Here is a 22,936-nt window from a genome sequence, read left to right on the forward strand (position 1 = left end):
ATTGGCAATGCTGAGCCCTTATATGTCACCGGTGGAACGGGTGTGGTTCTACAGCTTGCGGATCCTGTGCGGCTTGATCCTGCTGTTCCTGATCCTGCCGGTGCTGGTGATTATCCCGCTGTCGTTCAACAGCGGCAGTTTCCTCGTGTACCCGCTGCAAGGCTTTTCGCTGCACTGGTATCAGGACTTCTTCGCCTCGGCCGAATGGATGCGTGCGCTGAAGAACAGCATCATCGTCGCCCCGGCGGCCACGGTGCTGGCCATGGTGTTCGGTACCCTGGCGGCGATTGGCCTGACCCGTGGCAATTTCCCCGGCAAGGCGCTGGTGATGGCGCTGGTGATTTCGCCGATGGTGGTGCCGGTGGTGATTATTGGCGTGGCCAGTTACCTGTTCTTTGCGCCGCTGGGGTTGGGCAACAGCTTCTTCTCGCTGATCGTGGTGCACGCGGTGCTGGGCGTGCCGTTTGTGATCATCACGGTGTCGGCGACGTTGCAAGGGTTCAACCATAACCTGGTGCGCGCGGCGGCCAGCCTGGGTGCGTCGCCGCTGACGGCGTTTCGCCGGGTGACCTTGCCGTTGATCGCGCCGGGGGTAATTTCCGGGGCGCTGTTTGCCTTCTCGACCTCTTTCGATGAAGTGGTCGTGACGCTGTTTCTCGCCGGCCCTGAGCAAGCGACCCTGCCTCGGCAGATGTTCAGCGGCATCCGCGAAAACCTCAGCCCGACGATTGCCGCGGCGGCGACGTTGTTGATTGCCTTCTCGGTGCTGTTGTTGCTGACCCTTGAATGGCTGCGCGGGCGCAGCGAAAAGTTGCGCACCGCCCAGGTCTAAAGCCAAGCGGAGATCCAAATGTGGGAGCGGGCTTGCTCGCGAAGGCGGTGTGTCAGTCAATGCATTTTTATCTGACCCACTGCATTCGCGAGCAAGCCCGCTCCCACATTGGTTATGCATTGAGGCGGGAATAACCATTCAGACCCTGAATGCTAGGCAACCCAAAATACCCAGCTACTCTTGTGCCAGCCCATCATTAATAAGAGGCCGCGCACATGAGTACCTCCTCATTCAAGATCGCCCACAAACTGCTGACCGGCGCTGGCGCCATCGAACAGCTGGCCTTTGAACTCACGCGCCTGGATGTGGATAACCCGCTGATCGTCACCGACGCCGCGCTGGTCAAATCCGGCACCGTGGCGCTGGCGCTGGAACATCTGGGCGAGCGCCCCTATGAAATTTTCGACCGCGTGCTGCCCGACCCGGAAATCGCCATCGTCGAAGACTGCATGCGCGCCTACCGCGAAGGCGGGCATGACGGCCTGATTGGCCTCGGTGGCGGCAGCGCCATCGACATTGCCAAGAGCGTCGCCGCTTATGCCGGTTACCACGGCGAACTGGCGGACTTGTTCGGCGTCGACCAGGTGCCACGCAAAGGCCCGCCGTTGATCGCCATCCCGACCACGGCCGGCACCGGCTCGGAGGTGACCAATGTGGCGATCCTCTCAGACAAGGTCGCCCAACTGAAGAAGGGCATCGTCAGCGATTACTTGCTGCCGGACGTCGCGCTGATCAGCCCGCAAATGACCCTCACATGCCCGCGCAGCGTTACCGCCGCCAGTGGCGTTGACGCGTTGGTGCATGCCATCGAATCCTACCTGTCGCTGAATGCCTCGCCGATCACCGACGCCCTGGCGATTGGCGCGATCAAGCTGATCGCCAGGGCGCTGCCCAAGGCCTACGCCAACCCGGCCAACCTGCAGGCCCGCGACGACATGGCCACCGCCAGCCTGATGGCCGGCATGGCCTTCGGCAATGCCGGGGTGGGCGCGGTGCACGCCTTGGCGTACCCGCTGGGCGGGCGTTTCAATATCGCCCATGGCGTGAGCAATGCGCTGTTGCTGCCCTACGTGATGCACTGGAACAAGCTGGCCTGCGTCGAACGCATGCAGGACATTGCCCAGGCCATGGGCGTGAATGTCACGGGGTTGAGTGTCAACGACGCCGCCGACCAGGCCGTTGAGGCGATGACGCGACTGTGTGCCGCAGTCGAGATCCCGGCAGGCCTGCGCAGCTTCGGGGTGCCCGAGGACGCAATCCCGGCCATGGCCACGGAAGCGGCGGGCATTGAGCGCCTGATGCGCAACAATCCGCGCAAGCTCAGTGCGGCGGATATCGAGAAAATCTACCGGGCTGCGTATTAACCGTTGAGTTAGGTCACGGTGCGCGCAGCAAAGCATGAGGTATACAATGCGCGCCATCGTGATTTAGCTCAAAAAAGGTGCGTCATGCAGCCCTTCGTTATCGCTCCATCGATTCTCTCCGCCGACTTCGCCCGCCTGGGTGAGGAAGTGGACAAGGTATTGGCCGCCGGTGCCGACTTCGTGCACTTCGATGTCATGGACAACCACTACGTGCCCAACCTGACCATCGGCCCGATGGTCTGCGCGGCGCTGCGCAAGTACGGCATCACGGCGCCGATCGATGCGCACCTGATGGTCAGCCCGGTGGACCGTATTGTCGGTGACTTCATTGAGGCCGGCGCGACCTACATCACCTTCCACCCGGAAGCCACGCTGCACGTCGACCGCACCCTGCAACTGATCCGCGAAGGCGGCTGCAAGGCGGGCCTGGTGTTCAACCCGGCCACGCCGTTGAGCGTACTCGAGTACGTGATGGACAAGGTCGACATGGTCTTGCTGATGAGCGTCAACCCAGGCTTCGGCGGGCAGAAGTTCATCCCCGGCACCCTGAACAAGCTGCGTGAAGCCCGTGCACTGATCGATGCGTCCGGGCGGGATATCCGTCTGGAAATCGACGGTGGCGTCAACGTCAACAATATCCGTGAAATCGCTGCCGCTGGCGCTGACACCTTCGTGGCCGGTTCGGCGATCTTCAACGCCCCGGACTACCAGGCAGTCATCGACAAGATGCGTGCCGAACTGGCGCTGGCGCGTCCATGAGCGGCTTTGAGCAGCTGTTCCCCGGCAAACTGCCACGGCTGGTGATGTTCGATCTGGACGGTACGTTGATCGATTCGGTGCCCGACCTGGCAGCAGCGGTGGACCAGATGCTGCTCAAGCTGGGGCGCAAGCCGGCGGGGATCGAGTCGGTGCGCATGTGGGTCGGCAACGGTGTGCAGATGCTGGTGCGCCGTGCCTTGGCCAACAATATTGATGCCGAAGGTGTCGATGAAGTGGAAGCCGAACACGCCCTGGAACTGTTCAACGCCGCCTATGAAGACGGCCACGAACTGACCGTGGTTTACCCCGGTGTGCGTGACACGCTCAAGTGGCTGCACAAGCAGGGCGTGGAAATGGCCCTGATCACCAACAAGCCGGAGCGCTTCGTCGCGCCGCTGCTGGATCAGATGAAGATCGGCCGTTATTTCCGCTGGATCATCGGCGGCGATACCTTGCCGCAGAAAAAGCCCGACCCGGCAGCGCTGTTCTTTGTGATGAAGATGGCCAATATCCCGGCCTCGCAGTCGTTGTTTGTCGGTGATTCGCGCAGTGATGTGCTGGCCGCCAAAGCCGCCGGTGTGCAGTGCGTGGCCTTGAGCTACGGCTATAACCATGGCCGGCCGATTGCCGAAGAGTCGCCGGCGCTGGTGATTGATGACCTGCGCTTGCTAATCCCCGGTTGCTTGGGAGCGGGCGCTGAGATAACGTTGCCCGACATCGAACCAACCCCTTCTGGAAACGCCATCGTGGTGGTCACTCGCAAACTCTGGATGAAAGTCATCAAGGCCCTGGCCCGCTGGCGTTGGCGCGCCTGACTGAACCTGGCCGCGCTGCGGCACGTTTGCACACCTGACCGTTTGACCCTCAAGCCACGAGGCACCTCATGATCCGCGAAGAATTCCTGCGTTTGGCCGCTGCCGGCTATAACCGTATCCCCTTGGCCTGCGAAACCCTGGCCGACTTCGATACGCCGCTGTCGATCTACCTGAAACTGGCTGACGAGCCCAACTCCTACCTGCTGGAATCGGTGCAGGGCGGCGAGAAGTGGGGCCGTTACTCGATCATCGGCCTGCCGTGCCGCACCGTGCTGCGCGTGCACGACCATCACGTGAGCATCACGCTGGATGGCGTCGAGATCGAAAGCCATGACGTTGAAGACCCGCTGGCCTTCGTCGAAGCCTTCAAGGCGCGCTACAACGTGCCGACCATCGCTGGCTTGCCGCGCTTCAACGGCGGCCTGGTGGGCTACTTCGGCTACGACTGCGTGCGCTACGTGGAAAAGCGCCTGGGCAAATGCCCGAACCCGGACCCGCTGGGCGTGCCGGACATTCTGCTGATGGTCTCCGACGCGGTGGTGGTGTTCGACAACCTCGCCGGCAAAATGCACGCGATTGTGCTGGCGGACCCTTCCCAGGCCGACGCCTTCGAGCAAGGCCAGGCCAGCCTGGAAGCGCTGCTGGAAAAACTGCGCCAGCCGATCACCCCGCGCCGTGGCCTGGACCTCAGCCGGCCGCCGGCCGCCGACCCGGTGTTCCGCTCCAGCTTTACCCAGGATGACTACGAGCGCGCGGTCGATACGATCAAGGAATACATCCTCGCCGGTGACTGCATGCAGGTGGTGCCGTCGCAACGCATGTCCATCGACTTCAAGGCTGCGCCGATTGACCTGTACCGCGCGCTGCGTTGCTTCAACCCGACGCCGTACATGTACTTCTTCAACTTCGGCGACTTCCACGTGGTGGGCAGCTCGCCGGAAGTGCTGGTGCGCGTTGAAGATAACCTGATCACCGTGCGCCCGATCGCCGGGACGCGCCCACGCGGTGCGACTGAAGAGGCCGACCTGGCGCTGGAAGAAGACCTGCTGAGCGACGACAAGGAAATCGCCGAGCACTTGATGCTCATCGACCTGGGCCGCAACGACACCGGGCGCGTCTCGGAGATCGGTTCGGTGAAGCTCACCGAGAAGATGGTCATCGAGCGGTATTCCAACGTGATGCACATTGTGTCCAACGTCACTGGTGAGCTGAAAGAAGGGCTGACCGCGATGGACGCGCTGCGCGCAATTCTGCCGGCAGGCACCTTGTCGGGCGCGCCGAAGATTCGCGCGATGGAAATCATCGACGAACTGGAGCCGGTCAAGCGTGGTGTGTACGGCGGCGCCGTGGGCTATTTTGCCTGGAACGGCAACATGGACACCGCGATTGCGATCCGCACGGCGGTGATCAAGGACGGCGAGCTGCATGTGCAGGCGGGCGGCGGGATTGTGGCTGACTCGGTGCCGGCGCTTGAGTGGGAAGAAACCCTGAACAAGCGCCGTGCGATGTTCCGGGCGGTGGCGTTGGCGGAGCAGACCCCGCAAGTCTGAGATCAGATGTAGATCAAAAATGTGGGAGCGGGCTTGCTCGCGAATGCAGTGGATCAGTCAAAACATCTGTGACTGACACTCCGCATTCGCGAGCAAGCCCGCTCCCACATTTGTTTTGTGTAGGTTTCAAGACTCCATCAGAAATCCAGGCTCACCCCGACACTCACCCCTTGCTGGGTCAAATTGTCATCCTTCCTCACGTTATACGCCGCCCGTAACGCCAGCTCCTGAGTCAGCTTATGGCTGACACCCACACTCAAACGGTCCGAATTGCTGCGTGGCGTGTAGCCGTCCAGCTTGAAGTCGATGCCTTGCACGCTGTTGAGTGACATCTTCACCTTTTGAGTGTCGTTTTCGAACTCATGCTCGTGGGCCACTTCGCCAAACACCTGGGTTTGCGGCGTGACCCGGTAGCTGCCCTGCAGGCCGACGCCGAGGCGCTTGGAGTCGCGTTGTTGATCGTCAAAGGTCAGTGCGGTAGAGCGGTTGTCTTTTTCCGAATAGCCGTCCACTTCGACCCGCGCATAGTCGGCGCTGATGAACGGCGACAGGTGCCAGTCGCTGCCGGCTCCGGCGATGTCATAGCCCAACCGGCCGCTCAAGGCCCAGAGCCAGCCGTCGGTGTCGCCTTTTTCCGAGCCTTCGCTCACGCCCAGGGCGAACTTGCGCTTGAGGCTGTCGAAGTCCAGCTTGCCGCCGGTCAGCGCGGCATCGGCCCACCAGTGATTTTGCTGATACTGCGCGAACGCGGTGCCCATGTAGCTGTTGAGCTTGTAGTCCGAATCGCTGGCGCCGGCTTCAAGCGTCTGCCGATACAGGCCGGCTGCTACGCCGACGCGCCAGTTTTCGTCGAGCCGGTAACTGCCGCCGATATTCAGGTTGTAGCCACTGCCGTCACCGCTGGCTGAGCTGCTTTGGTCATCGAAATCCAGGTGCTGGCCGCCACCCGCGACAATTGCGCGCCATTGACCAACCGCTTGCCAGTTACCGTTGTCCGCCTGCCATTGGTTGCGCAGCTCATCCTGGTGGGCGCGCAACGTGCCTTGGGCCATTTCCGGCAGCAGCGTCAGTTCCCAGGGCGCCGCGAGCAGTGAATAGGCGTAGTCGGCGATCAAGCGTTGCCCGGCGATGGTGGGGTGGACCGAGTCGTTGTAGATCAGCTTGGTCGGGTCCGGGTTGGTGCCGCCAATGCCGTAGACCGGGTTGGCGGTGCAGCTGTTACCGCTGAAACAGGTGCCGGTGAGGTTCTGTCCGGTTGCCAGGCCAAAGCGCGCAGGGTCGGCGAAGGTTTCCTTCAAGAGCAGCGGAATATTCAGCGGGATGATCTGCGCGTCGATCTGCGACAGGCGCTGCACCAGTGACTGGTTGAAAATGTTGCTCAGGGCCGAACTCGACGCCTGCAGCGGTGTGCCGTTAATGGCGGGCGTCAGGCCGAGGTCGGGCAGCATCCACACCATGATGTAGCGCGCGCCGGCTTGTTGCAGGGCTTGGGCGCTGTCCGCCAGGCGCCCACCGGCCGCAACCGCTTGGCCTGGGCTGAGGACGCGGCCCTGCAGGAAGTCATTGCCGCCACCCGAAAGGAAGTACAGCGCATTGGGGTCGGCCCGCCCGCCGTTGGCCGGGAGATAACCCTGGCGACTGCGCAGCACCGTGCCGCCACCCGGGTTGCCGGGCGGAATCGCCGCGTCGGAGACCGAGGTGATGGAGTCGAGGATGTTGTCGGTGCGGTAACCGCCGACCGCCCAGTTGTTGCCGTCGGGCAAACCCTGGGCCGCACGCACCGGCGAGGTGGAGGCATTCAGGTCGTTGGGCGCGACGCCCAGCTTGGCGCCCAGCAGGGTTGATGAAACCAGGCCATAGTCGCCCTGGAACGTCGGCCCGGTGCGGTTGGTAAAGCGCAGCGTCGCCCCGGACGAGCCATCGGGAAACGTGCCGGCGTCGGCCAGGCTGTCGCCAAACACGATCATGGTTGAGTAAGGCGACGGCGCCGCCAGTGCCTGAGCACAGGCCAATGACAGGAGGCAGCCGGCCAGGGGCGCGAAAAACGGTGGTCTGAGCATGCAAAAGTCCATTTAGTTGTTTTTGTGTCGGAAGCGAAACATTAGCAATGTAGTGAGGGTTTTCTGCGAAGAAAACAGTTTTTTCCCACAAAGGCTCTGTCGTGGCCCCCGTATTTGCTGCTCCATATTGCACCGCTGGCGAGGCTACGTTACTGTGCCTGAACGTATGAACGAGACCCTCCCCGTGTTGATCATCAGCAAACTCTTGATGCGAGTAGTCAAGGCACACGCCCGTTGGCGTTGGCGCGCCTGACATTTTTCTCTGCCGGCCCGGCCGGACCTGTACCGATTTGCCTTCTTCACCCGTTGTTTGACGCCCCTTGCCGGCTAACCCTGGCAACCGGAACGTGCGTCTGGCAGCGGGTCACTCTCTTGGAAGGCAGTCATTTGAAATCAGTGAATTCAAGAGGTTTGAACCCACATGTTGCTGATGATTGATAACTACGACTCCTTTACCTACAACGTTGTGCAGTACCTGGGCGAGCTTGGTGCCGAGGTCAAGGTGGTGCGCAACGATGAACTGACAGTCGCCGAAATCGCCGCCCTGAACCCGGAGCGCATCGTGGTTTCGCCGGGCCCTTGCACGCCAACTGAAGCCGGTGTGTCCCTGGAAGCGATCAAGTATTTCGCCGGCAAGCTGCCGATCCTGGGCGTTTGCCTGGGCCACCAGTCCATTGGCCAGGCCTTCGGCGGTGATGTGGTGCGTGCGCGCCAAGTGATGCATGGCAAGACCAGCCCGGTGTTCCATAAAGACCTCGGGGTGTTCCACGGCCTGAACCTGCCGGTGACGGTCACCCGCTACCACTCGCTGGTGGTCAAGCGTGAAACCCTGCCCGAGTGCCTGGAACTGACCGCCTGGACCCAGCTTGAAGACGGCTCGGTCGATGAGATCATGGGCCTTCGCCACAAGACACTGAATATCGAAGGGGTGCAATTTCACCCTGAGTCGATCCTGACCGAGCAGGGCTACGAGCTGTTCGCTAACTTTCTCAAGCAGAGCGGCGGCACGCGCTAAGGACTTTCCATGGATATCAAGACTGCCCTGAGCCGTATCGTCGGCCACCTGGACCTGAGCACCGCTGAAATGAGCGATGTGATGCGCGAGATCATGACCGGCCAATGCAGCGACGCGCAGATCGGCGCGTTCATGATGGCCATGCGCATGAAGAGCGAAAGCATCGACGAAATCGTCGGCGCCGTGTCGGTGATGCGTGAGCTGGCCGATAAAGTCGAACTCAAGACCCTCGACGGCGTGGTCGACGTGGTCGGCACCGGCGGTGACGGTGCAAATATTTTCAACGTGTCGACGGCTTCCTCCTTCGTGGTCGCGGCGGCTGGCTGCACCGTGGCCAAGCACGGTAACCGTGCGGTTTCCGGCAAAAGCGGCAGCGCCGACTTGCTGGAGGCGGCCGGTATCTACCTGAACCTGACGCCGGTACAAGTGGCGCGCTGCATCGACAGCGTCGGCATTGGTTTCATGTTTGCCCAATCCCACCACGGCGCGATGAAACACGCTGCCGGCCCGCGCAAGGACCTGGGCCTGCGCACCCTGTTCAACATGCTCGGCCCGCTTACGAATCCGGCCGGCGTGAAACATCAGGTAGTCGGCGTGTTCAGCCAGGCGCTGTGCCGCCCGTTGGCCGAAGTGTTGCAACGCCTGGGCAGCAAACACGTGCTGGTGGTGCATTCCAAAGACGGCCTGGACGAATTCAGCCTGGCGGCGCCGACCTTTGTGGCGGAGCTGAAGAATGACCAGGTCACTGAGTATTGGGTCGAACCCGAAGACCTCGGCATGAAAAGCCAGAGTTTGCACGGGCTGTCGGTGGAAAGCCCGGCAGCCTCACTGGAACTGATCCGTGATGCCTTGGGGCGTCGCAAAACGGAAAACGGCCAGAAAGCGGCAGAAATGATTGTTCTGAATGCTGGCGCTGCACTTTACGCGGCGGACCACGCCTATAGTCTTAAAGAAGGTGTCGCCTTGGCCCACGATGCATTGCACACCGGTCTGGCTCGCGAAAAGCTCGAAGAGCTGGGAGCATTCACCGCTGTATTCAAGATGGAGAATGAAGCATGAGTGTGCCGACCGTTCTGGAAAAGATCCTGGCCCGCAAGGCTGAAGAAGTTGCTGAGCGCCGCGCGCGCGTCAGCCTGGCCGAGCTGGAAGCCCAAGCGAAGGCCGCCGATGCGCCGCGTGGTTTTGCCAAGGCCCTGATCGCTCAGGCCAAGCTCAAGCACCCGGCCGTGATCGCCGAGGTCAAGAAAGCCTCGCCGAGCAAAGGCGTGATCCGCGAGCACTTTGTGCCCGCCGAGATTGCAGCCAGCTATGAGAAGGGCGGCGCAACCTGCCTGTCGGTGCTGACTGATATCGACTACTTCCAGGGATCCGACCTGTTCCTGCAACAGGCCCGCGCCGCGTGCAAGTTGCCGGTGATCCGCAAGGATTTCATGGTCGACCCGTATCAAATCGTTGAAGCCCGTGCCCTGGGCGCTGACTGTGTGCTGCTGATCGTCTCCGCACTGGATGACGTGAAGATGGCTGAGCTGGCGGCCGTGGCCAAAAGCGTCGGCCTGGATGTGTTGGTGGAAGTCCACGACGGCGACGAGCTGGAGCGTGCACTGAAAACCCTCGACACACCGCTGGTGGGCGTCAATAACCGTAACCTGCACACCTTCGAAGTCAGCCTGGAAAACACCCTCGACCTGTTGCCGCGTATTCCGCGCGACCGTCTGGTGATTACCGAGAGTGGCATCGTCAACCGCGCCGACGTGGAGCTGATGGAAATCAGCGGGGTGTACTCGTTCCTGGTTGGCGAGACCTTTATGCGCGCCGAGAACCCAGGGGCGGAACTGCAGCGCTTGTTCTTCCCAGAGCGTGGTGTGGCGGTCAGCGGCTCCACATTAGACTGATTTGGAATATGGTCAAAAAATGTGGGAGCGGGCTTGCTCGCGAATGCGGAGTGTCAGTCGATACATGTGCTCGCTGATCCACCGCATTCGCGAGCAAGCCCGCTCCCACATTTAGAATGGGTTTTTGCAGTGAGGATGGCGCAATGATCAAGCCAGTCGCGATGACCGTCGAAGCAGGCCTCGCTGCCGAGCAAGACCTGCTGGCCGCCGTTTGCGCGGGTGAGCAGGAATTCGGGCTACTGTTCTGGCAGCCCAGCGATCAAGCACTGGTCATGCCGCGCCGATTAAGCCGCTTACCCGCCTTTGACGCCGCCAGCCAGGTATCAGCCGATGCCGGTTGGCCGGTGTTGCTGCGCGAAACCGGCGGAGAGCCGGTGCCGCAGTCTGCCGCGACCGTCAATATCGCCCTGGTGTACGCGCCGCCGCGCAGCGAAGGCGATCAAGGCCGCATCGAAACCGGTTACCAGCGTTTGTGCCAGCCAATCTGCGACTTGCTGATCGAGTTGGGCGGCGATGCGTCCGTCGGTGAAATCGACGGTGCGTTCTGCGACGGTCGCTACAACGTCAACCTCAATGGCCGCAAGATGGTCGGCACCGCCCAGCGTTGGCGGCAGAGCGGTGGCCGTCCGGTGGGGTTGGTGCACGGTGCGTTGTTGCTGGATAACGATCGCGAGGCATTGATTGCAGCGGTCAACCGTTTTAATGAAGCCTGTGGCCTCGACCAGCGAGTACGTGCCGATAGCCATATCGCGCTGCACGAAGCGTTTCCCGCGCCGGATGCGATCAGCCGGCTGGATGTCTTGTACCGTCAAATGCTGGCCGGCTTCCTGCCGGGTTAACGCGTACCGAACACCACCATTGTTTTGCCTTTGACGTGCACCAGGTTGCGTTCTTCCAGGTCCTTCAGCACGCGTCCGACCATTTCCCGTGAGCAGCCGACAATGCGCCCGATTTCCTGGCGCGTGACTTTGATCTGCATGCCATCCGGGTGAGTCATGGCGTCAGGCTGTTTGCACAGCTCCAGCAGGCAACGGGCCACGCGGCCGGTGACGTCGAAGAACGCCAGGTCGCCGACTTTGCGTGTGGTGTCGCGCAGGCGCTGGGCAATCTGACCGCTCAGGGCGTAGAGGATGTCGGGATCGTGCTGGGCCAGTTCGCGAAACTTCGCGTAACTGATTTCGGCAACTTCACACTCGACCTTGGCGCGCACCCAGGCGCTGCGCTCCTGCTCTTTGCCCGCTTGTTCGAACAGCCCCAATTCGCCGAAGAAATCGCCAGTATTGAGGTAGGCGATGATCATCTCGCGGCCGTCTTCGTCCTCAATCAGGATGGTGACCGAGCCCTTGATAATGAAAAACAGTGTTTCGGAACGTTCGCCCGCGCAGATGATGTTGTGCTTGGCCGGGTGACGTCGGCGCTGGCAGTGCATCAACAGCTTGTCGAGATTCTTGATCTTGGGTGTGGGAGTAAGAGCAACCATGGTTGTATCCCGGAAAGACTGCACGGTGTGGTTGGATTTATTTTTTTATCCAGCGGTGTCGGCATTGATACACGCTGTACAAAGGATGGCAATGCGCCATTGAATTGGCGCCAGCTTACCAGACACATTCTGCCTCGATTGGGGAATTTTCCGACCAGACGCGGTCATTGATCGATTTCATGCGGGGGCGCTGCTGTTTCAGGGGCCTGTGCTAAGCTGGCGACCCTTTTTTAGCAGTGGAGTCTGGGCGATGAAGGCACGCATCCAATGGGCGGGCGAGGCCATGTTCCTCGGTGAGTCGGGCAGCGGCCATGTTGTGGTCATGGATGGCCCGCCGGAAGCCGGTGGCCGAAACCTGGGCGTACGCCCGATGGAAATGCTCCTGCTGGGTGTCGGCGGTTGCAGCAATTTCGACGTGGTCAGCATCCTGAAGAAATCCCGTCAGGCCGTGGAAAGCTGCGAAGCCTTCCTGGAAGCCGAGCGCGCCACTGAAGACCCCAAGGTGTTCACCAAGATCCATATGCATTTCGTGGTGAAGGGCCGGGCGCTGAAGGAAGCCCAGGTCAAGCGGGCCATCGAGCTGTCGGCTGAGAAGTATTGCTCGGCGTCGATCATGCTCGGCGCGGCCGGCGTGGCCATCACCCATGATTACGAAATCATCGAGTTGGGTTGATCGCCAATCGGCAAAAAAGAAGGGCGCCTTGATGGCGCCCTTTTTTGTGGCTCAGATTTGATGCACTTATATTCGATAGGTGCTTTTGGTCATGACCTTGGCCAACAGGCTCATGCCAAACCTGACCGGCGCCGGGAAGCGGAAGCCGCCGGCGTCCAGCGCGCTGTCTGCGTGATGTTCTTCATCAATGCGCATCTGCTCGAGAATGGCGCGAGACTTTTCGTCTTCGGCCGGCAGTTGCTCGAGGTGCTCATCCAGATGCTTGCACACCTGATGTTCCGTCGCTGCGACAAACCCGAGGCTGACCTTGTCGCTGATCAAGCCGGCAGCGGCGCCGATGCCAAACGACAAACCGTAAAACAATGGGTTCAGCACGCTGGGGTGGCTGCCCAACTGACGAATGCGTTGCTCGCACCAGGCCAGGTGGTCGATTTCTTCTTCGGCCGCATGTTCCATCGCCGCGCGCACTTGCGGCAGCTTGGCGGTCAGCGCCTGGCCCTGGTACAGCGCCTGGGCACAGACTTCACCGGTATGGTTGATGCGCATCAGGCCGGCGACGTGGCGGGTGTCGGTCTCGCTCATTTGCGCATCCGGCTGCACGATGGCAGGCGATGGGCGGTACGGTTGGCCGCTGAACGGCAACAGTGTGCGCATGGCCATGTCGGCTTGCAGCAACAGACGGTCAATCGGCGAGTAGTGACGTTGGGTAGTCATGCTGACCTCCGGGAGGAATCTCGGCGGCCAGTTTACCGCAAGAGAGGGTGATGCGTTTGCGCTGAGTCAATTTGCCCTTGTGGCGAGGGAGCTTGCTCATGTCCGACGGCGAAGCCGTCGCAAGCTCCCACGAAGACTCAGCCCGGTGGCCAGTTCATCTGGCGTTGACCCAGCACATGCATATGGATGTGGTAGACGGTCTGTCCACCTTCTTCATTGCAGTTCATCACCACGCGGAAACCCTTCTCGCAGCCGAGCTCCACTGCCAGCCGCTGGGCGGTGAACAGAATATGGCCAGCCAGGGTTTTGTCTTCTTCGGCGAGGTCATTGAGGGTGCGAATGGGCTTTTTCGGGATAACCAGAAAATGCACCGGCGCCTGCGGGGCGATATCGTGGAAGGCGAGGACTTGGTCATCTTCATAGATGATCTTCGCCGGTATTTCCCGGTTGATGATCTTGGTGAACAGAGTATCCACAGCTGTTTCTCCATGGTGAAAGTGCAGGGGAGTGTAGCCGGGCGGTCAGCGTGGGCAATAGGCCTTGTTGATCGCGCCGGCAATCTTGCGCGTCAGCCAGCGTGGGCTGAAACGTGGGCTGAATGCCAGCCAGCGGTTACGTCGCCCTGGAATGATGATGGCTTTGTTTTTTTCCAGCGCCCGAACGGTGTAGAGCGCGACTTCTTCCGGGCTCATCAGTTGCTGGCTTCGGTCGAGTTTGGCCGTGTCCATTTGCGCAGTGCCAAAGAACGCCGTGCGCGTAGGGCCAGGGCAAAGCACCGAGACCTTGATGCCGCAAGTCTTCAGCTCTTCACGCAGGCCTTCGGAGAAGTGCAGCACATACGCCTTGCTGGCGTAGTAGCTGCTCATCCACGGGCCCGGTTGAAAGGCTGCGACCGAGGCAACGTTGAGAATCTGGCCTCCGCCGTGCAGCGCCATGGCATTGCCGAGGGCGTGACACATGCGGGTCAGGGCCAGGATGTTGACCTCAATCAGGTCTTGTTCGGTCATCCAGTCCTGGGCCAGGAACGGCCCGCTGGTGCCGATGCCGGCGCAGTTGACCAGCAGATCGATCTGCCGCTCGCCTTCTTCAAGCTCCAGCAGGAACCCGGACAAACGCAAGGGTTCGCCCAGGTCGCAGGCCCGAAACAGCACCTCGACGCCGAAGCGTTGAGTCAATTCGAGTGCAATGCTTTCCAACTGATCACGCTGGCGGGCCACCAGAATCAAGCTGCGGCCGCGACGGGCCAGTGCTTCGGCCAAGGCCAGGCCAATGCCGCTGGAGGCACCGGTGATCAGAGCGTAACGGGTCATGCCTTTCTCCATCGCAACGCCGCCGGGCCTGTGACAGAGGCATCACAGGCGGCGGGCGTTTCTTCACTGTTCTGGAGAGTCTACAGGTTCGGCCGTGTCGTCAGCACTTTGCGCGCCTTCTTCTTCATCAACGATCACGCTTTGATCGGCGTCGTCATCGGCGTTGATGGAGCTGCTTTCGTAGCTGCTGTCCATGTTGGCTTCGAGCTGATTCAGGTAGCCGTTCATGCCCAGCGTGACCAGGATGGCGAGCATCACCGGAATGAATGCCAGCCACAACGTAGCCAGTACTTTTACCGCCGTGGAGTTACGCGGTGGCGGAGGGCCGTACTGGTTGGCGCCGGTATTGCCCGGCAATACCATCAGCAAGAGTGGGAAAATACTGTTTACGAACGGCACCAGGTTCAGGAAGTACAGCCAGCCGGACCACCCGAGGTCGTGCAGACGCTGCACACCGATTTGCACGCTGACCCAGACGATCGCCACAAACAACGCAAAACCCAGCAGCGAACCGAGAATGATGCCTGCCGTCGGCGAAGCGGTTGCCACGGCGAAGCCAGCGGTGGAAATGATGCCCCCGGCCACGAGCATGGCGATGGTCAACACCAGCGTCCAGGCGAGGTAACGCAGACGGCCGATGCGCCCGTGGATGGTGAAAACCTTGAGCGTCGAGAATTCGCCAGTGTGGTCACCCACAGCCGCACGCGGCGGCGCATAGGGCGAAGCGGCGGGGCGCGAGAAGTCGGCGCTGCCTGAATCCGTCTCGTGCGCTTCAGCCAGGCTGAATGCCACAGGCTGCTCAGGCTCAATGCGTGCGTCGAGCCCGGCGTTTTTCAGTGCGGTGAGGTAAGTGTCGGCATCGGAGCGCGACAGGTCACGCTTGAGCGCAACCGGGCGGCCGGTGAAGAGTTTTTCGATAGCCTCTACGTCGCTCTTGAACAGCTCGGCGAGGTTCAGTTTGGCGGTGGTGCTTTCGACACCCGGGAGCAAGGCTCCGTCAAACACAATCTTGAAACGGTTGTCGCTCATGCGGGCATCCTTGTCACTTGATCAGGAAGGGGAGTGCAGGTCGGCTTTTATCAGCAGACCCGGCGATTGTCAGCGTGGCCATTGTAACTGGGTGGCCTGCTCGCGCGCCTTGCGATATTCGGCATCCAGGCGTGCAATCAGTTCATCGACGCCTGGCAAGTCATCAATCTCACCGACGCCTTGACCGGCTGACCATACAGTCTTCCAGGCCTTGGCCTCGTCGCTCAACGGTTTGAGCTTGGAGCCGAAGTTCACCTCACCTTTGCCCTGCAGGGCAGCGAGGTCGAAACCGGCGTTTTCCAGGCTCTGGCGCATAAAGCTGGCGGGTACGCCGGAGACTGCGGGAGTGTGCACGATGTCGGCGGCGCGCGATGTGAGCAGCATCTCTTTATAGGCATCCGGGGCGTGGCTTTCGGTGGTGCCGATAAAGCGCGTCCCGAAATAGGCGAGGTCTGCGCCCAGCAACTGGGCGGCGAGGACTTCGTGCCCATGGTTGAGGCAGCCGGCCAACAGCAGGGTTTTGTCGAAGAACTGGCGAATCTCGGCGATCAGCGCGAACGGGCTCCAGGTGCCGGCATGGCCACCGGCGCCTGCAGCCACGGCGATCAGGCCATCGACGCCGGCTTCTGCCGCTTTTTCGGCATGGCGCCGCGTGGTGACATCGTGAAACACCAGGCCGCCGTAACTGTGCACGGCATCCACCAGTTCCTTCACCGCGCCCAGGCTGGTAATGACGATCGGCACTTTGTGTTCCACGCAGATCGCCAGGTCAGCTTCCAGGCGCGGGTTGCTGTTATGCACGATCAGGTTCACGGCATACGGCGCGGGGTTGTCCAGTTGCGCCAGGCCCACTTCGATTTCTTCCAGCCAGGCCTTGAAACCACTGCTTTCGCGCTGGTTGAGGGCCGGGAAACTCCCGACTACGCCATTGCGGCAGCAGGCCAGGACCAGTTGCGGATTGGAAATCAGGAACATCGGCGCCACCACGACGGGCAGGCGCAGACGTTGTTCAAGAGAAGCGGGCAGCGACATTGGAGGTACCCCGTGTAATTGAAGTTAGAACGGTTTGACCACGACCAAAATTACGATAGCCAGCAATATCAGAACCGGCACTTCATTGAACCAGCGATAAAAGACATGGCTGCGGGTGTTTTCGCCACGGGCAAAGCGTTTTACCTGTGCGCCGCACATATGGTGGTAGCCGATCAGCAGCACGACCAGGGTCAGCTTGGCATGGATCCATGCGCCGGATTGAAAGATGGCAGGGTTGAGGTAGATCAGCCAGCCGCCGAAGATCAGGCTGGCGATCATCGCCGGGCCCATGATGCCGCGGTAGAGCTTGCGTTCCATGACGCTGAAGCGTTCTTTGCTGACGGTGTCCTCGCTTTGCGCATGGTAGACGAACAGGCGTGGCAGGTAGAACAGCCCGGCAAACCAGCAGACGATGCTGACAATGTGGAAGGCTTTGATCCATAGATAGAGCATTTCTAGTTATTCCCAGGTTCACGGTAACTGAAGATAGTAGTGGCTCATGCGCCCGTACGTCACGTTGACGGTTGTCGCAGGACGATACGGCCCCTATTATCGACGGCTTTCCAGTGGGTTCGTTGAGGGCAGGTTTATGGTCAAGGTCGGTATCGTCGGCGGCACGGGTTACACCGGTGTCGAATTGCTGCGTCTGTTGGCTCAGCATCCGCAAGCTGAGGTGGTGGTTATTACCTCCCGATCCGAGGCCGGGATGGCCGTGGCCGATATGTACCCGAACCTGCGAGGCCACTACGATGGCCTGGCGTTCAGCGTGCCGGACATCAAGACCCTGGGCGCCTGTGATGTGGTGTTCTTTGCCACGCCTCACGGCGTAGCTCATGCACTGGCTGGCGAACTGCTGGCCGCCGGCACCAAGGTCATCGACCTGTCGGCCGACTTCCGTCTGCAGGACGCTGATGAGTGGGCCAAGTGGTACGGCCAGCCACACGGCGCACCCGAATTGTTGGAAGAGGCGGTGTACGGCCTACCGGAAGTCAATCGTGAACAGATCAAGCAAGCGCGCCTGATCGCCGTGCCGGGTTGCTATCCAACCGCGACGCAGCTGGGTTTCCTGCCGTTGCTGGAAGCGGGTCTTGCGGATACTTCGCGCTTGATCGCCGACTGCAAGTCGGGCGTCAGCGGTGCTGGTCGTGGTGCTGCTGTAGGTTCGCTGTACTCCGAGACATCGGAAAGCATGAAGGCCTACGCGGTAAAAGGGCATCGCCACTTGCCGGAAATCCGCCAGGGGCTGCGTCGTGCTGCCGGCAAAGACGTGGGCCTGACCTTCGTGCCGCACCTGACGCCGATGATCCGTGGTATTCACTCAACCTTGTACGCCACCGTGGTCGATCGCTCGGTAGACCTGCAAGCCTTGTTTGAAAAACGCTATGCCAATGAACCGTTCGTCGATGTCATGCCGGCCGGTAGTCACCCCGAAACCCGCAGCGTGCGCGGTGCCAATGTGTGCCGTATTGCCGTGCACCGTCCACAGGATGGCGACTTGGTAGTGGTGCTGTCGGTGATCGATAACCTGGTCAAGGGCGCGTCGGGCCAGGCGGTGCAGAACTTGAACATCCTGTTCGGCCTGGATGAGAAGCTGGGCTTGTCCCACGCAGGCATGCTGCCGTAAGGCTTGGCTGGCGCTGTGCAAAAGGCCCGTTGATCGGGCCTTTTGTGTTTTTAATGGCGGCAGCGCAGATTGATATACCGTAACAATAGTTGACCGCTTTTCTAGGAGAAGCGGATAATGCCCGGCATTACGCATATGGCGGCGGTACGCCGGGAGATTATCAGCATGAGCGTTGAGTCCTTCACCCCCACGGCTTTGCAATTTACCCACGGTGCTGCGCACAAGGTGAAGAGCCTGGTCGATGAAGAGGGTAATGATCGCTTGAAGCTGCGCGTATTTGTTACGGGCGGCGGTTGTTCAGGGTTTCAGTACGGTTTTACCTTCGATGAAGATGTAGCCGATGACGACACCATTGTTGAGCGCGAGGGCGTCAGCCTGGTCGTGGACCCGATGAGCTTCCAATACCTGGCAGGTGCCGAGGTGGATTACCAGGAAGGTCTGGAAGGTTCGCGTTTCGTGATCAAGAACCCTAATGCCACCACGACTTGTGGTTGCGGGTCTTCGTTCTCGATCTGATCGACACCGGATGCAAAAACGCCGCTTGGCTTTGATAGGCCAAGCGGCGTTTTGCTGTCTGCGGATTATGAAGGCGTCAGGCCGGGTAGATCGCGCCTAATACCCGCAGCCCCTGGGCGCCGGTGACGCTGGGGCGGTTGGCGGCAATGCCTTCGAGGCAGCAATGCGCCAGCCAGGCGAAGGCCATGGCTTCAACCCAGTCTGGATCGACGCCGTGGGTGGCCGTGCTGCTGACCTGGGTGGAAGGCAGAAGCTCCGCCAGACGGCTCATCAGCGTGGCGTTGTGCGCGCCGCCGCCACAGATCAGTAACGTTTCAGTCGCCGACTGTGCGGTTTGCAGGGACTCAACGATAGTCAATGCCGTCAGCTCAAGCAGGGTTGCTTGTACATCCTGGGGTTGAAACGCTGGCAATCTGCCGAGGTGGTTTTGCAGCCATCCCAGGTTGAAGACTTCACGCCCGGTGCTTTTCGGGCCTTTGGTCAGGAAGAAGGGGTCGCTGAGCAGGGCATTGAGTAGTTGAGACTCGACCTTGCCACTGGCGGCCCACTGGCCGTCGCGATCAAAGTGTTCGCCGCGCTGCTGGTGAATCCACGCATCCAGCAAGACGTTGCCCGGGCCGCAGTCGAAGCCGGCTACCGGTTTGCCGGTCTCGATCAGGCTGAGGTTGCTGAACCCGCCAATGTTCAACACAGCACGGTTGCCGCTGCGCTCACCGAACAAGGCTTCGTGAAAGGCTGGCACTAAAGGCGCGCCTTGGCCGCCGGCGGCTACATCGCGGCTACGGAAGTCGCTGACTACGGTGATGTTTGTCAGTTCGGTGAGCAACGCCGGGTTGCCGATCTGTACGGTAAAGCCCCTGGCAGGCTCGTGGCGGATGGTCTGCCCGTGGCTGCCAATCGCGCGAATGTCCTGGGGCTTAAGGTTCTGTTGTTGCAGTAAGGCATGAATACCTTGAGCGGCGAGCGTCACCCACTGTTGCTGGGCAATTGCAGAGCGGGCGATTTCGTCCGGGCCGCTGGCGCACAGGCTTAGCAGCTCGGTGCGCAAGCTGTCGGGCATCGGGATGTAGTGTGTGGCGATCAAGTTGATCGCCGGGCCTTGTTCGATCAGGGCGATATCCAGGCCATCGAGGCTGGTCCCGGACATCACACCTATATAGAGCGGCATGCCTTAGCGCTTCGCCGAAGCCAGAAGGGTGGAGCGCTCTTGGTCCATGCGCGCCATCAACGGCTGGCTTTGTTGCAGGAAGCGCGCGCGCTCGGCCTTGGCGATTGGGTCGGCCATCGGCAACTTCTGGCCCAATGGATCGACGTGTACGCCGTTCACCTGGAATTCATAGTGCAGGTGCGGGCCGGTGGACAGGCCCGTGGTGCCGATATAGCCAATAACCTGGCCTTGCTTCACGTTGCTGCCGGTCGACACGCCCTTGGCGAACCCTTGCATGTGGCCATACAGCGTACGGTAAGTGTTGCCGTGCTGGATGATCACGGTATTGCCGTATCCGCCGCGGCGCCCTGCGAGCAGAACCTTGCCGTCACCGGCGGCTTTGATCGGCGTGCCGCGTGGCGCTGCATAGTCGACGCCTTTGTGGGCGCGGATCTTGTTCAGGATCGGGTGCTTGCGGCCCATCGAGAAGCGCGAGCTGATGCGGGCGAAATCCACCGGGGTACGGATGAACGCCTTGCGCATGCTGTTGCCGTCAGCCGTGTAATAGCTGCTGTTGCCTTGTTTGTTGGTGTAGCGAACGGCGGTATAGGTCTTGCCACGGTTGGTGAAGCGTGCGGACAGGATATTGCCGGTGCCGACGACTTTGCCGTTGGCGACTTTCTGCTCATAGATCACGTCGAATTCGTCGCCCTGGCGAATGTCCTGAGCGAAGTCGATGTCGTAGCCAAACACACTGGCCATGTCCATGGTCATGCTGTGGGACAAGCCAGCGCGTGCGGCCGATTGTGACAGCGAGCTATTGATCACGCCGTGTACGTAGGCGGAGCGCATCACCGGTTTGGTAGTGACGCGGTTGAACGCGAAGCCTTTGGCGCCCTTGGTCAGGGTGATGGTTTCGAGGTCGCTGACGCTGCTGTGCAGGTTGTTGAGTTGGCCGTTGGGCGCCAATTCGAACTCAAGCTTCTGGCCGTGTTTGAGCTGGGTGAACTGCTTGGCTTGTTTATCGCTGGCCAGCACCTCATTAACAGTAGCAGCAGGCAATCCGACCTTTTCGAACAGCGTTGACAGCGTGTCGCCTTTGGCCACGATCACTTCGCGATGCAGCGGGTTCTTGGCTGCGACTGCAGCTGGCTGCTCTTGAGTCGCTTGCTTGGTGTCTTCGGGCGTGCTTTCTATCTGTGCGAACGGCGATTCAACCGGTGCATTTGTGGCTTGTTGCGCGTCGGCAGCGTCTTGATCTTGTGTCAGTTGTTCAACTGGACTTTCCAGGTCAAGGCTCAGGGATGTTCGTTTGGCTTCTACGTCACTGGAAGGGAATACCAGGAGTGCCAGGCTGAGAAGGGCGGCGATACCACTTGCGGCGAGCAGGTGGGTCTTCGGGTAAAGCGGCGGCGCTTTAGACGGTTCTGTGGTCATAAGTAATTTTGACTTTGAAGATGAAATGGAAAAGATGAATGACATGATGAAGATGAAATAACTGTATAAAATATAACCAAATCATCTGTGGCGCAAGCTCGCGAACGCTGGGCTTGCTGAACGGTGTCCGTGCGCAGGGCAAAACTTGTAATTAGTCCCTGATCTTGTATGGTTGGTTCCCTTTTGAATCTGAGCCTTGCGGGTCTGTTATGAAGTCGGTTGAAGAGCAGCTAGCGCTGATAAAACGTGGTGCGGAAGAACTGTTGGTCGAGGCCGAGCTGATCGAAAAGCTCAAGCGTGGCCAACCCCTGCGTATTAAGGCTGGCTTCGATCCGACGGCGCCGGATCTGCACCTGGGTCATACCGTGCTTATTAATAAGCTGCGCCAGTTCCAGGAGCTGGGGCATCAGGTCATCTTCCTTATAGGTGACTTCACCGGGATGATCGGTGATCCGAGCGGCAAAAGCGCAACGCGCCCGCCGCTCACTCGTGAGCAGGTTCTCGATAATGCCGAGACCTACAAGACCCAGGTGTTCAAGATTCTCGACCCGGCCAAGACCGAGGTGGCGTTCAACTCCACCTGGATGGACAAGATGGGGCCGGCGGACTTCATTCGCCTGACATCGCAGTACACCGTGGCGCGCATGCTTGAGCGCGATGACTTTGACAAGCGCTACTCCACCAATCAGCCGATTGCGATTCACGAGTTCCTGTACCCGCTGGTGCAGGGCTATGACTCGGTGGCGCTGCGCGCGGACGTTGAGCTGGGCGGTACTGATCAGAAGTTCAACCTGCTGATGGGGCGCGAGTTGCAGCGAGCGTACGGGCAAGAGGCGCAGTGCATTCTGACTATGCCGTTGCTGGAGGGTTTGGATGGCGTCAAGAAGATGTCCAAGTCCTTGGGTAACTATGTGGGTATCCAGGAAGCACCTGGTGTTATGTACGGCAAGCTGGTTTCGATTCCTGATGCGTTGATGTGGCGTTACTTCGAGCTATTGAGCTTCCGCTCGATGGACGAGATCAATGCGCTGCGTGCTGATGTAGAGGCGGGTGCCAATCCGCGTGACGTGAAGATCAAGCTGGCGGAAGAGATCGTTGCGCGCTTCCACGGTGAGGAGGCTGCGGCCAGTGCTCATCGTGCGGCCGGTAACCGTATGAAGGATGGCGAGCTGCCGGACGATCTTCCTGAGATTGAGCTGACTGCTGCTGAGGCAATGCCGATTGCCGCTGTTCTTAATAAGGCAGGCTTGGTGAAGAACTCGGCGGTTGCTCGGGACCTTCTAGGTTCCGGTGGTGTGCGTATAGATGGTGAAGTGGTTGATCGCACCTTTATATACGAGCTGGGCGCAACCCATGTCTGCCAGGCCGGTAAGAAGGCATTTGCGCGTATTACGCTCAAATCCGAATAAACCTGAAATTAAGTGTTGACGGCGAATTATATCTGTCTATAATTCGCCCCACTTCCGGCGCAGTCGAAACGGAAAACTCCTTGGTAAACAAAGAGTTACGCAGAATTCGACAGCGAGTTGCTTCAGTTCATCGAAGCCCAGAAGGAGTTGGTAGAGCGGTGTTGTTTGGCTCTATTAACGTTTCGATCTTCTCGGTCGAAAGCGGAGAAAAAGAGGTGTTGACAGCAGCGTGTAACGCTGTAGAATTCGCCTCCCGCTAACGAGAGATCGGAAGCGCA

At 60.2% G+C, this 22,936-nt stretch carries 23 protein-coding genes; 13 read left to right on the top strand and 10 right to left on the bottom strand.

Annotated features, from left to right (window positions below):
* The first annotated feature begins 7 nt into the window (after positions 1-7).
* The 5 genes from HX783_RS19570 (at position 8) to trpE (ending at position 5,320) form a co-directional block, all read left to right on the top strand.
* Positions 8-832, top strand: coding sequence for an ABC transporter permease (locus tag HX783_RS19570; protein WP_028618151.1), 825 nt, complete (start codon positions 8-10; stop codon positions 830-832).
* Between the two features lie 215 nt (positions 833-1,047).
* Positions 1,048-2,196 carry an iron-containing alcohol dehydrogenase gene (locus HX783_RS19575; protein WP_177017954.1) on the top strand — a complete coding sequence of 383 codons (1,149 nt, stop codon included), beginning with the start codon at positions 1,048-1,050 and terminating at the stop codon, positions 2,194-2,196.
* Positions 2,197-2,280: 84 nt separating this feature from the next.
* Positions 2,281-2,955, top strand: a complete 675-nt coding sequence (gene rpe, locus HX783_RS19580) for a ribulose-phosphate 3-epimerase (RefSeq protein ID WP_003194703.1) — start codon at positions 2,281-2,283, stop codon at positions 2,953-2,955.
* Positions 2,952-3,770 (top strand): phosphoglycolate phosphatase, encoded by an 819-nt coding sequence (locus HX783_RS19585; RefSeq protein WP_177017955.1) that lies wholly within the window; start codon positions 2,952-2,954, stop codon positions 3,768-3,770. The genes rpe and HX783_RS19585 overlap by 4 nt, the downstream gene beginning before the upstream one ends.
* A 68-nt stretch (positions 3,771-3,838) precedes the next feature.
* The gene (gene trpE / locus HX783_RS19590; protein ID WP_177017956.1) at positions 3,839-5,320 is read left to right on the top strand and encodes an anthranilate synthase component I; all 1,482 of its coding nucleotides are present in this window, start codon (positions 3,839-3,841) and stop codon (positions 5,318-5,320) included.
* A 137-nt stretch (positions 5,321-5,457) separates the two neighbouring features.
* On the opposite strand, the gene estP is transcribed toward trpE, so the two are convergent.
* Positions 5,458-7,380, bottom strand: coding sequence for an esterase EstP (gene estP / locus HX783_RS19595; RefSeq protein ID WP_177017957.1), 1,923 nt, complete (start codon positions 7,378-7,380; stop codon positions 5,458-5,460).
* Between the two features lie 421 nt (positions 7,381-7,801).
* Here estP and HX783_RS19600 point away from each other — a divergent pair, with 421 nt between their 5' ends.
* The 4 genes from HX783_RS19600 to HX783_RS19615 all read left to right on the top strand — a co-directional run bounded on the left by HX783_RS19600 (position 7,802) and on the right by HX783_RS19615 (position 11,126).
* Positions 7,802-8,395: an aminodeoxychorismate/anthranilate synthase component II gene (locus HX783_RS19600; RefSeq protein ID WP_094951420.1), complete on the top strand. Its 594-nt coding sequence runs from the start codon at positions 7,802-7,804 to the stop codon at positions 8,393-8,395.
* Positions 8,396-8,404: 9 nt separating this feature from the next.
* Positions 8,405-9,454: an anthranilate phosphoribosyltransferase gene (gene trpD, locus HX783_RS19605; RefSeq protein ID WP_177017958.1), complete on the top strand. Its 1,050-nt coding sequence runs from the start codon at positions 8,405-8,407 to the stop codon at positions 9,452-9,454.
* Positions 9,451-10,287 carry an indole-3-glycerol phosphate synthase TrpC gene (gene trpC / locus HX783_RS19610; RefSeq protein ID WP_159960330.1) on the top strand — a complete coding sequence of 279 codons (837 nt, stop codon included), beginning with the start codon at positions 9,451-9,453 and terminating at the stop codon, positions 10,285-10,287. Before trpD ends, trpC begins: the two co-directional genes overlap by 4 nt.
* 143 nt (positions 10,288-10,430) lie before the next feature.
* The gene (locus HX783_RS19615) at positions 10,431-11,126 is read left to right on the top strand and encodes a lipoate--protein ligase family protein (protein ID WP_177017959.1); all 696 of its coding nucleotides are present in this window, start codon (positions 10,431-10,433) and stop codon (positions 11,124-11,126) included.
* Here HX783_RS19615 and crp read toward each other — a convergent pair.
* Positions 11,123-11,767 carry a cAMP-activated global transcriptional regulator CRP gene (crp, locus tag HX783_RS19620; protein WP_059396577.1) on the bottom strand — a complete coding sequence of 215 codons (645 nt, stop codon included), beginning with the start codon at positions 11,765-11,767 and terminating at the stop codon, positions 11,123-11,125. The genes HX783_RS19615 and crp overlap by 4 nt on opposite strands.
* A 250-nt stretch (positions 11,768-12,017) precedes the next feature.
* Here crp and HX783_RS19625 point away from each other — a divergent pair, with 250 nt between their 5' ends.
* Positions 12,018-12,440 carry an OsmC family protein gene (locus tag HX783_RS19625; RefSeq protein WP_005792019.1) on the top strand — a complete coding sequence of 141 codons (423 nt, stop codon included), beginning with the start codon at positions 12,018-12,020 and terminating at the stop codon, positions 12,438-12,440.
* Positions 12,441-12,506: 66 nt separating this feature from the next.
* Here the strand turns inward: HX783_RS19625 and coq7 are convergent, their stop codons facing one another.
* From coq7 to hemJ, 6 genes are all read right to left on the bottom strand, one after another.
* Positions 12,507-13,154: a 2-polyprenyl-3-methyl-6-methoxy-1,4-benzoquinone monooxygenase gene (gene coq7 / locus HX783_RS19630; protein WP_159960326.1), complete on the bottom strand. Its 648-nt coding sequence runs from the start codon at positions 13,152-13,154 to the stop codon at positions 12,507-12,509.
* A gap of 137 nt (positions 13,155-13,291) precedes the next feature.
* Complete coding sequence (locus HX783_RS19635) at positions 13,292-13,630, bottom strand: histidine triad nucleotide-binding protein (protein WP_177017960.1); 339 nt, start codon at positions 13,628-13,630, stop codon at positions 13,292-13,294.
* Between the two features lie 45 nt (positions 13,631-13,675).
* Positions 13,676-14,464, bottom strand: coding sequence for an SDR family oxidoreductase (locus HX783_RS19640; protein WP_159960322.1), 789 nt, complete (start codon positions 14,462-14,464; stop codon positions 13,676-13,678).
* Between the two features lie 63 nt (positions 14,465-14,527).
* Entirely contained in the window at positions 14,528-15,493 is a 966-nt protein-coding gene (locus HX783_RS19645; protein ID WP_177017961.1) for a DUF805 domain-containing protein, read from the bottom strand.
* Positions 15,494-15,562: 69 nt separating this feature from the next.
* The gene (locus tag HX783_RS19650) at positions 15,563-16,525 is read right to left on the bottom strand and encodes a nitronate monooxygenase family protein (protein ID WP_177017962.1); all 963 of its coding nucleotides are present in this window, start codon (positions 16,523-16,525) and stop codon (positions 15,563-15,565) included.
* A gap of 24 nt (positions 16,526-16,549) precedes the next feature.
* Positions 16,550-16,978, bottom strand: a complete 429-nt coding sequence (gene hemJ, locus HX783_RS19655) for a protoporphyrinogen oxidase HemJ (RefSeq protein ID WP_159960316.1) — start codon at positions 16,976-16,978, stop codon at positions 16,550-16,552.
* Positions 16,979-17,114: 136 nt separating this feature from the next.
* Between hemJ and argC the strand changes: the two genes are divergently transcribed.
* Together argC and erpA are read left to right on the top strand one after the other, a co-directional pair.
* Entirely contained in the window at positions 17,115-18,149 is a 1,035-nt protein-coding gene (argC, locus tag HX783_RS19660; protein ID WP_177017963.1) for an N-acetyl-gamma-glutamyl-phosphate reductase, read from the top strand.
* Positions 18,150-18,314: 165 nt separating this feature from the next.
* Positions 18,315-18,665 carry an iron-sulfur cluster insertion protein ErpA gene (erpA, locus tag HX783_RS19665; protein ID WP_003176443.1) on the top strand — a complete coding sequence of 117 codons (351 nt, stop codon included), beginning with the start codon at positions 18,315-18,317 and terminating at the stop codon, positions 18,663-18,665.
* Between the two features lie 76 nt (positions 18,666-18,741).
* On the opposite strand, the gene HX783_RS19670 is transcribed toward erpA, so the two are convergent.
* Together HX783_RS19670 and HX783_RS19675 are read right to left on the bottom strand one after the other, a co-directional pair.
* The gene (locus HX783_RS19670) at positions 18,742-19,833 is read right to left on the bottom strand and encodes an anhydro-N-acetylmuramic acid kinase (RefSeq protein ID WP_177017964.1); all 1,092 of its coding nucleotides are present in this window, start codon (positions 19,831-19,833) and stop codon (positions 18,742-18,744) included.
* Positions 19,834-19,836: 3 nt separating this feature from the next.
* Positions 19,837-21,249 (bottom strand): peptidoglycan DD-metalloendopeptidase family protein, encoded by a 1,413-nt coding sequence (locus tag HX783_RS19675; RefSeq protein WP_159960312.1) that lies wholly within the window; start codon positions 21,247-21,249, stop codon positions 19,837-19,839.
* Between the two features lie 209 nt (positions 21,250-21,458).
* On the opposite strand from HX783_RS19675, the gene tyrS reads away from it, so the two are divergent.
* Entirely contained in the window at positions 21,459-22,658 is a 1,200-nt protein-coding gene (gene tyrS / locus HX783_RS19680) for a tyrosine--tRNA ligase (protein WP_005791998.1), read from the top strand.
* Positions 22,659-22,936 lie beyond the last annotated feature (278 nt).

It is taken from the genome of Pseudomonas sp. D2002 (genome assembly GCF_013385735.1).
Lineage (GTDB): Bacteria > Pseudomonadota > Gammaproteobacteria > Pseudomonadales > Pseudomonadaceae > Aquipseudomonas.

What these genes read in the sequence shown, in the direction of transcription:
- HX783_RS19600 (WP_094951420.1), top strand. Translation starts at nt 7,802, where the DNA reads ATGTTGCTGATGATTGATAACTACGACTCCTTTACCTACAACGTTGTG.
- trpC (WP_159960330.1), top strand. Translation starts at nt 9,451, where the DNA reads ATGAGTGTGCCGACCGTTCTGGAAAAGATCCTGGCCCGCAAGGCTGAA.
- HX783_RS19570 (WP_028618151.1), top strand. Translation starts at nt 8, where the DNA reads ATGCTGAGCCCTTATATGTCACCGGTGGAACGGGTGTGGTTCTACAGC.
- estP (WP_177017957.1), bottom strand. Translation starts at nt 7,380, where the DNA reads ATGCTCAGACCACCGTTTTTCGCGCCCCTGGCCGGCTGCCTCCTGTCA.
- crp (WP_059396577.1), bottom strand. Translation starts at nt 11,767, where the DNA reads ATGGTTGCTCTTACTCCCACACCCAAGATCAAGAATCTCGACAAGCTG.
- HX783_RS19670 (WP_177017964.1), bottom strand. Translation starts at nt 19,833, where the DNA reads ATGCCGCTCTATATAGGTGTGATGTCCGGGACCAGCCTCGATGGCCTG.
- HX783_RS19640 (WP_159960322.1), bottom strand. Translation starts at nt 14,464, where the DNA reads ATGACCCGTTACGCTCTGATCACCGGTGCCTCCAGCGGCATTGGCCTG.
- HX783_RS19625 (WP_005792019.1), top strand. Translation starts at nt 12,018, where the DNA reads ATGAAGGCACGCATCCAATGGGCGGGCGAGGCCATGTTCCTCGGTGAG.
- hemJ (WP_159960316.1), bottom strand. Translation starts at nt 16,978, where the DNA reads ATGCTCTATCTATGGATCAAAGCCTTCCACATTGTCAGCATCGTCTGC.
- coq7 (WP_159960326.1), bottom strand. Translation starts at nt 13,154, where the DNA reads ATGACTACCCAACGTCACTACTCGCCGATTGACCGTCTGTTGCTGCAA.
- HX783_RS19575 (WP_177017954.1), top strand. Translation starts at nt 1,048, where the DNA reads ATGAGTACCTCCTCATTCAAGATCGCCCACAAACTGCTGACCGGCGCT.
- tyrS (WP_005791998.1), top strand. Translation starts at nt 21,459, where the DNA reads ATGAAGTCGGTTGAAGAGCAGCTAGCGCTGATAAAACGTGGTGCGGAA.
- rpe (WP_003194703.1), top strand. Translation starts at nt 2,281, where the DNA reads ATGCAGCCCTTCGTTATCGCTCCATCGATTCTCTCCGCCGACTTCGCC.
- HX783_RS19585 (WP_177017955.1), top strand. Translation starts at nt 2,952, where the DNA reads ATGAGCGGCTTTGAGCAGCTGTTCCCCGGCAAACTGCCACGGCTGGTG.
- erpA (WP_003176443.1), top strand. Translation starts at nt 18,315, where the DNA reads ATGAGCGTTGAGTCCTTCACCCCCACGGCTTTGCAATTTACCCACGGT.
- HX783_RS19650 (WP_177017962.1), bottom strand. Translation starts at nt 16,525, where the DNA reads ATGTCGCTGCCCGCTTCTCTTGAACAACGTCTGCGCCTGCCCGTCGTG.
- HX783_RS19675 (WP_159960312.1), bottom strand. Translation starts at nt 21,249, where the DNA reads ATGACCACAGAACCGTCTAAAGCGCCGCCGCTTTACCCGAAGACCCAC.
- trpD (WP_177017958.1), top strand. Translation starts at nt 8,405, where the DNA reads ATGGATATCAAGACTGCCCTGAGCCGTATCGTCGGCCACCTGGACCTG.
- HX783_RS19645 (WP_177017961.1), bottom strand. Translation starts at nt 15,493, where the DNA reads ATGAGCGACAACCGTTTCAAGATTGTGTTTGACGGAGCCTTGCTCCCG.
- HX783_RS19615 (WP_177017959.1), top strand. Translation starts at nt 10,431, where the DNA reads ATGATCAAGCCAGTCGCGATGACCGTCGAAGCAGGCCTCGCTGCCGAG.
- argC (WP_177017963.1), top strand. Translation starts at nt 17,115, where the DNA reads ATGGTCAAGGTCGGTATCGTCGGCGGCACGGGTTACACCGGTGTCGAA.
- trpE (WP_177017956.1), top strand. Translation starts at nt 3,839, where the DNA reads ATGATCCGCGAAGAATTCCTGCGTTTGGCCGCTGCCGGCTATAACCGT.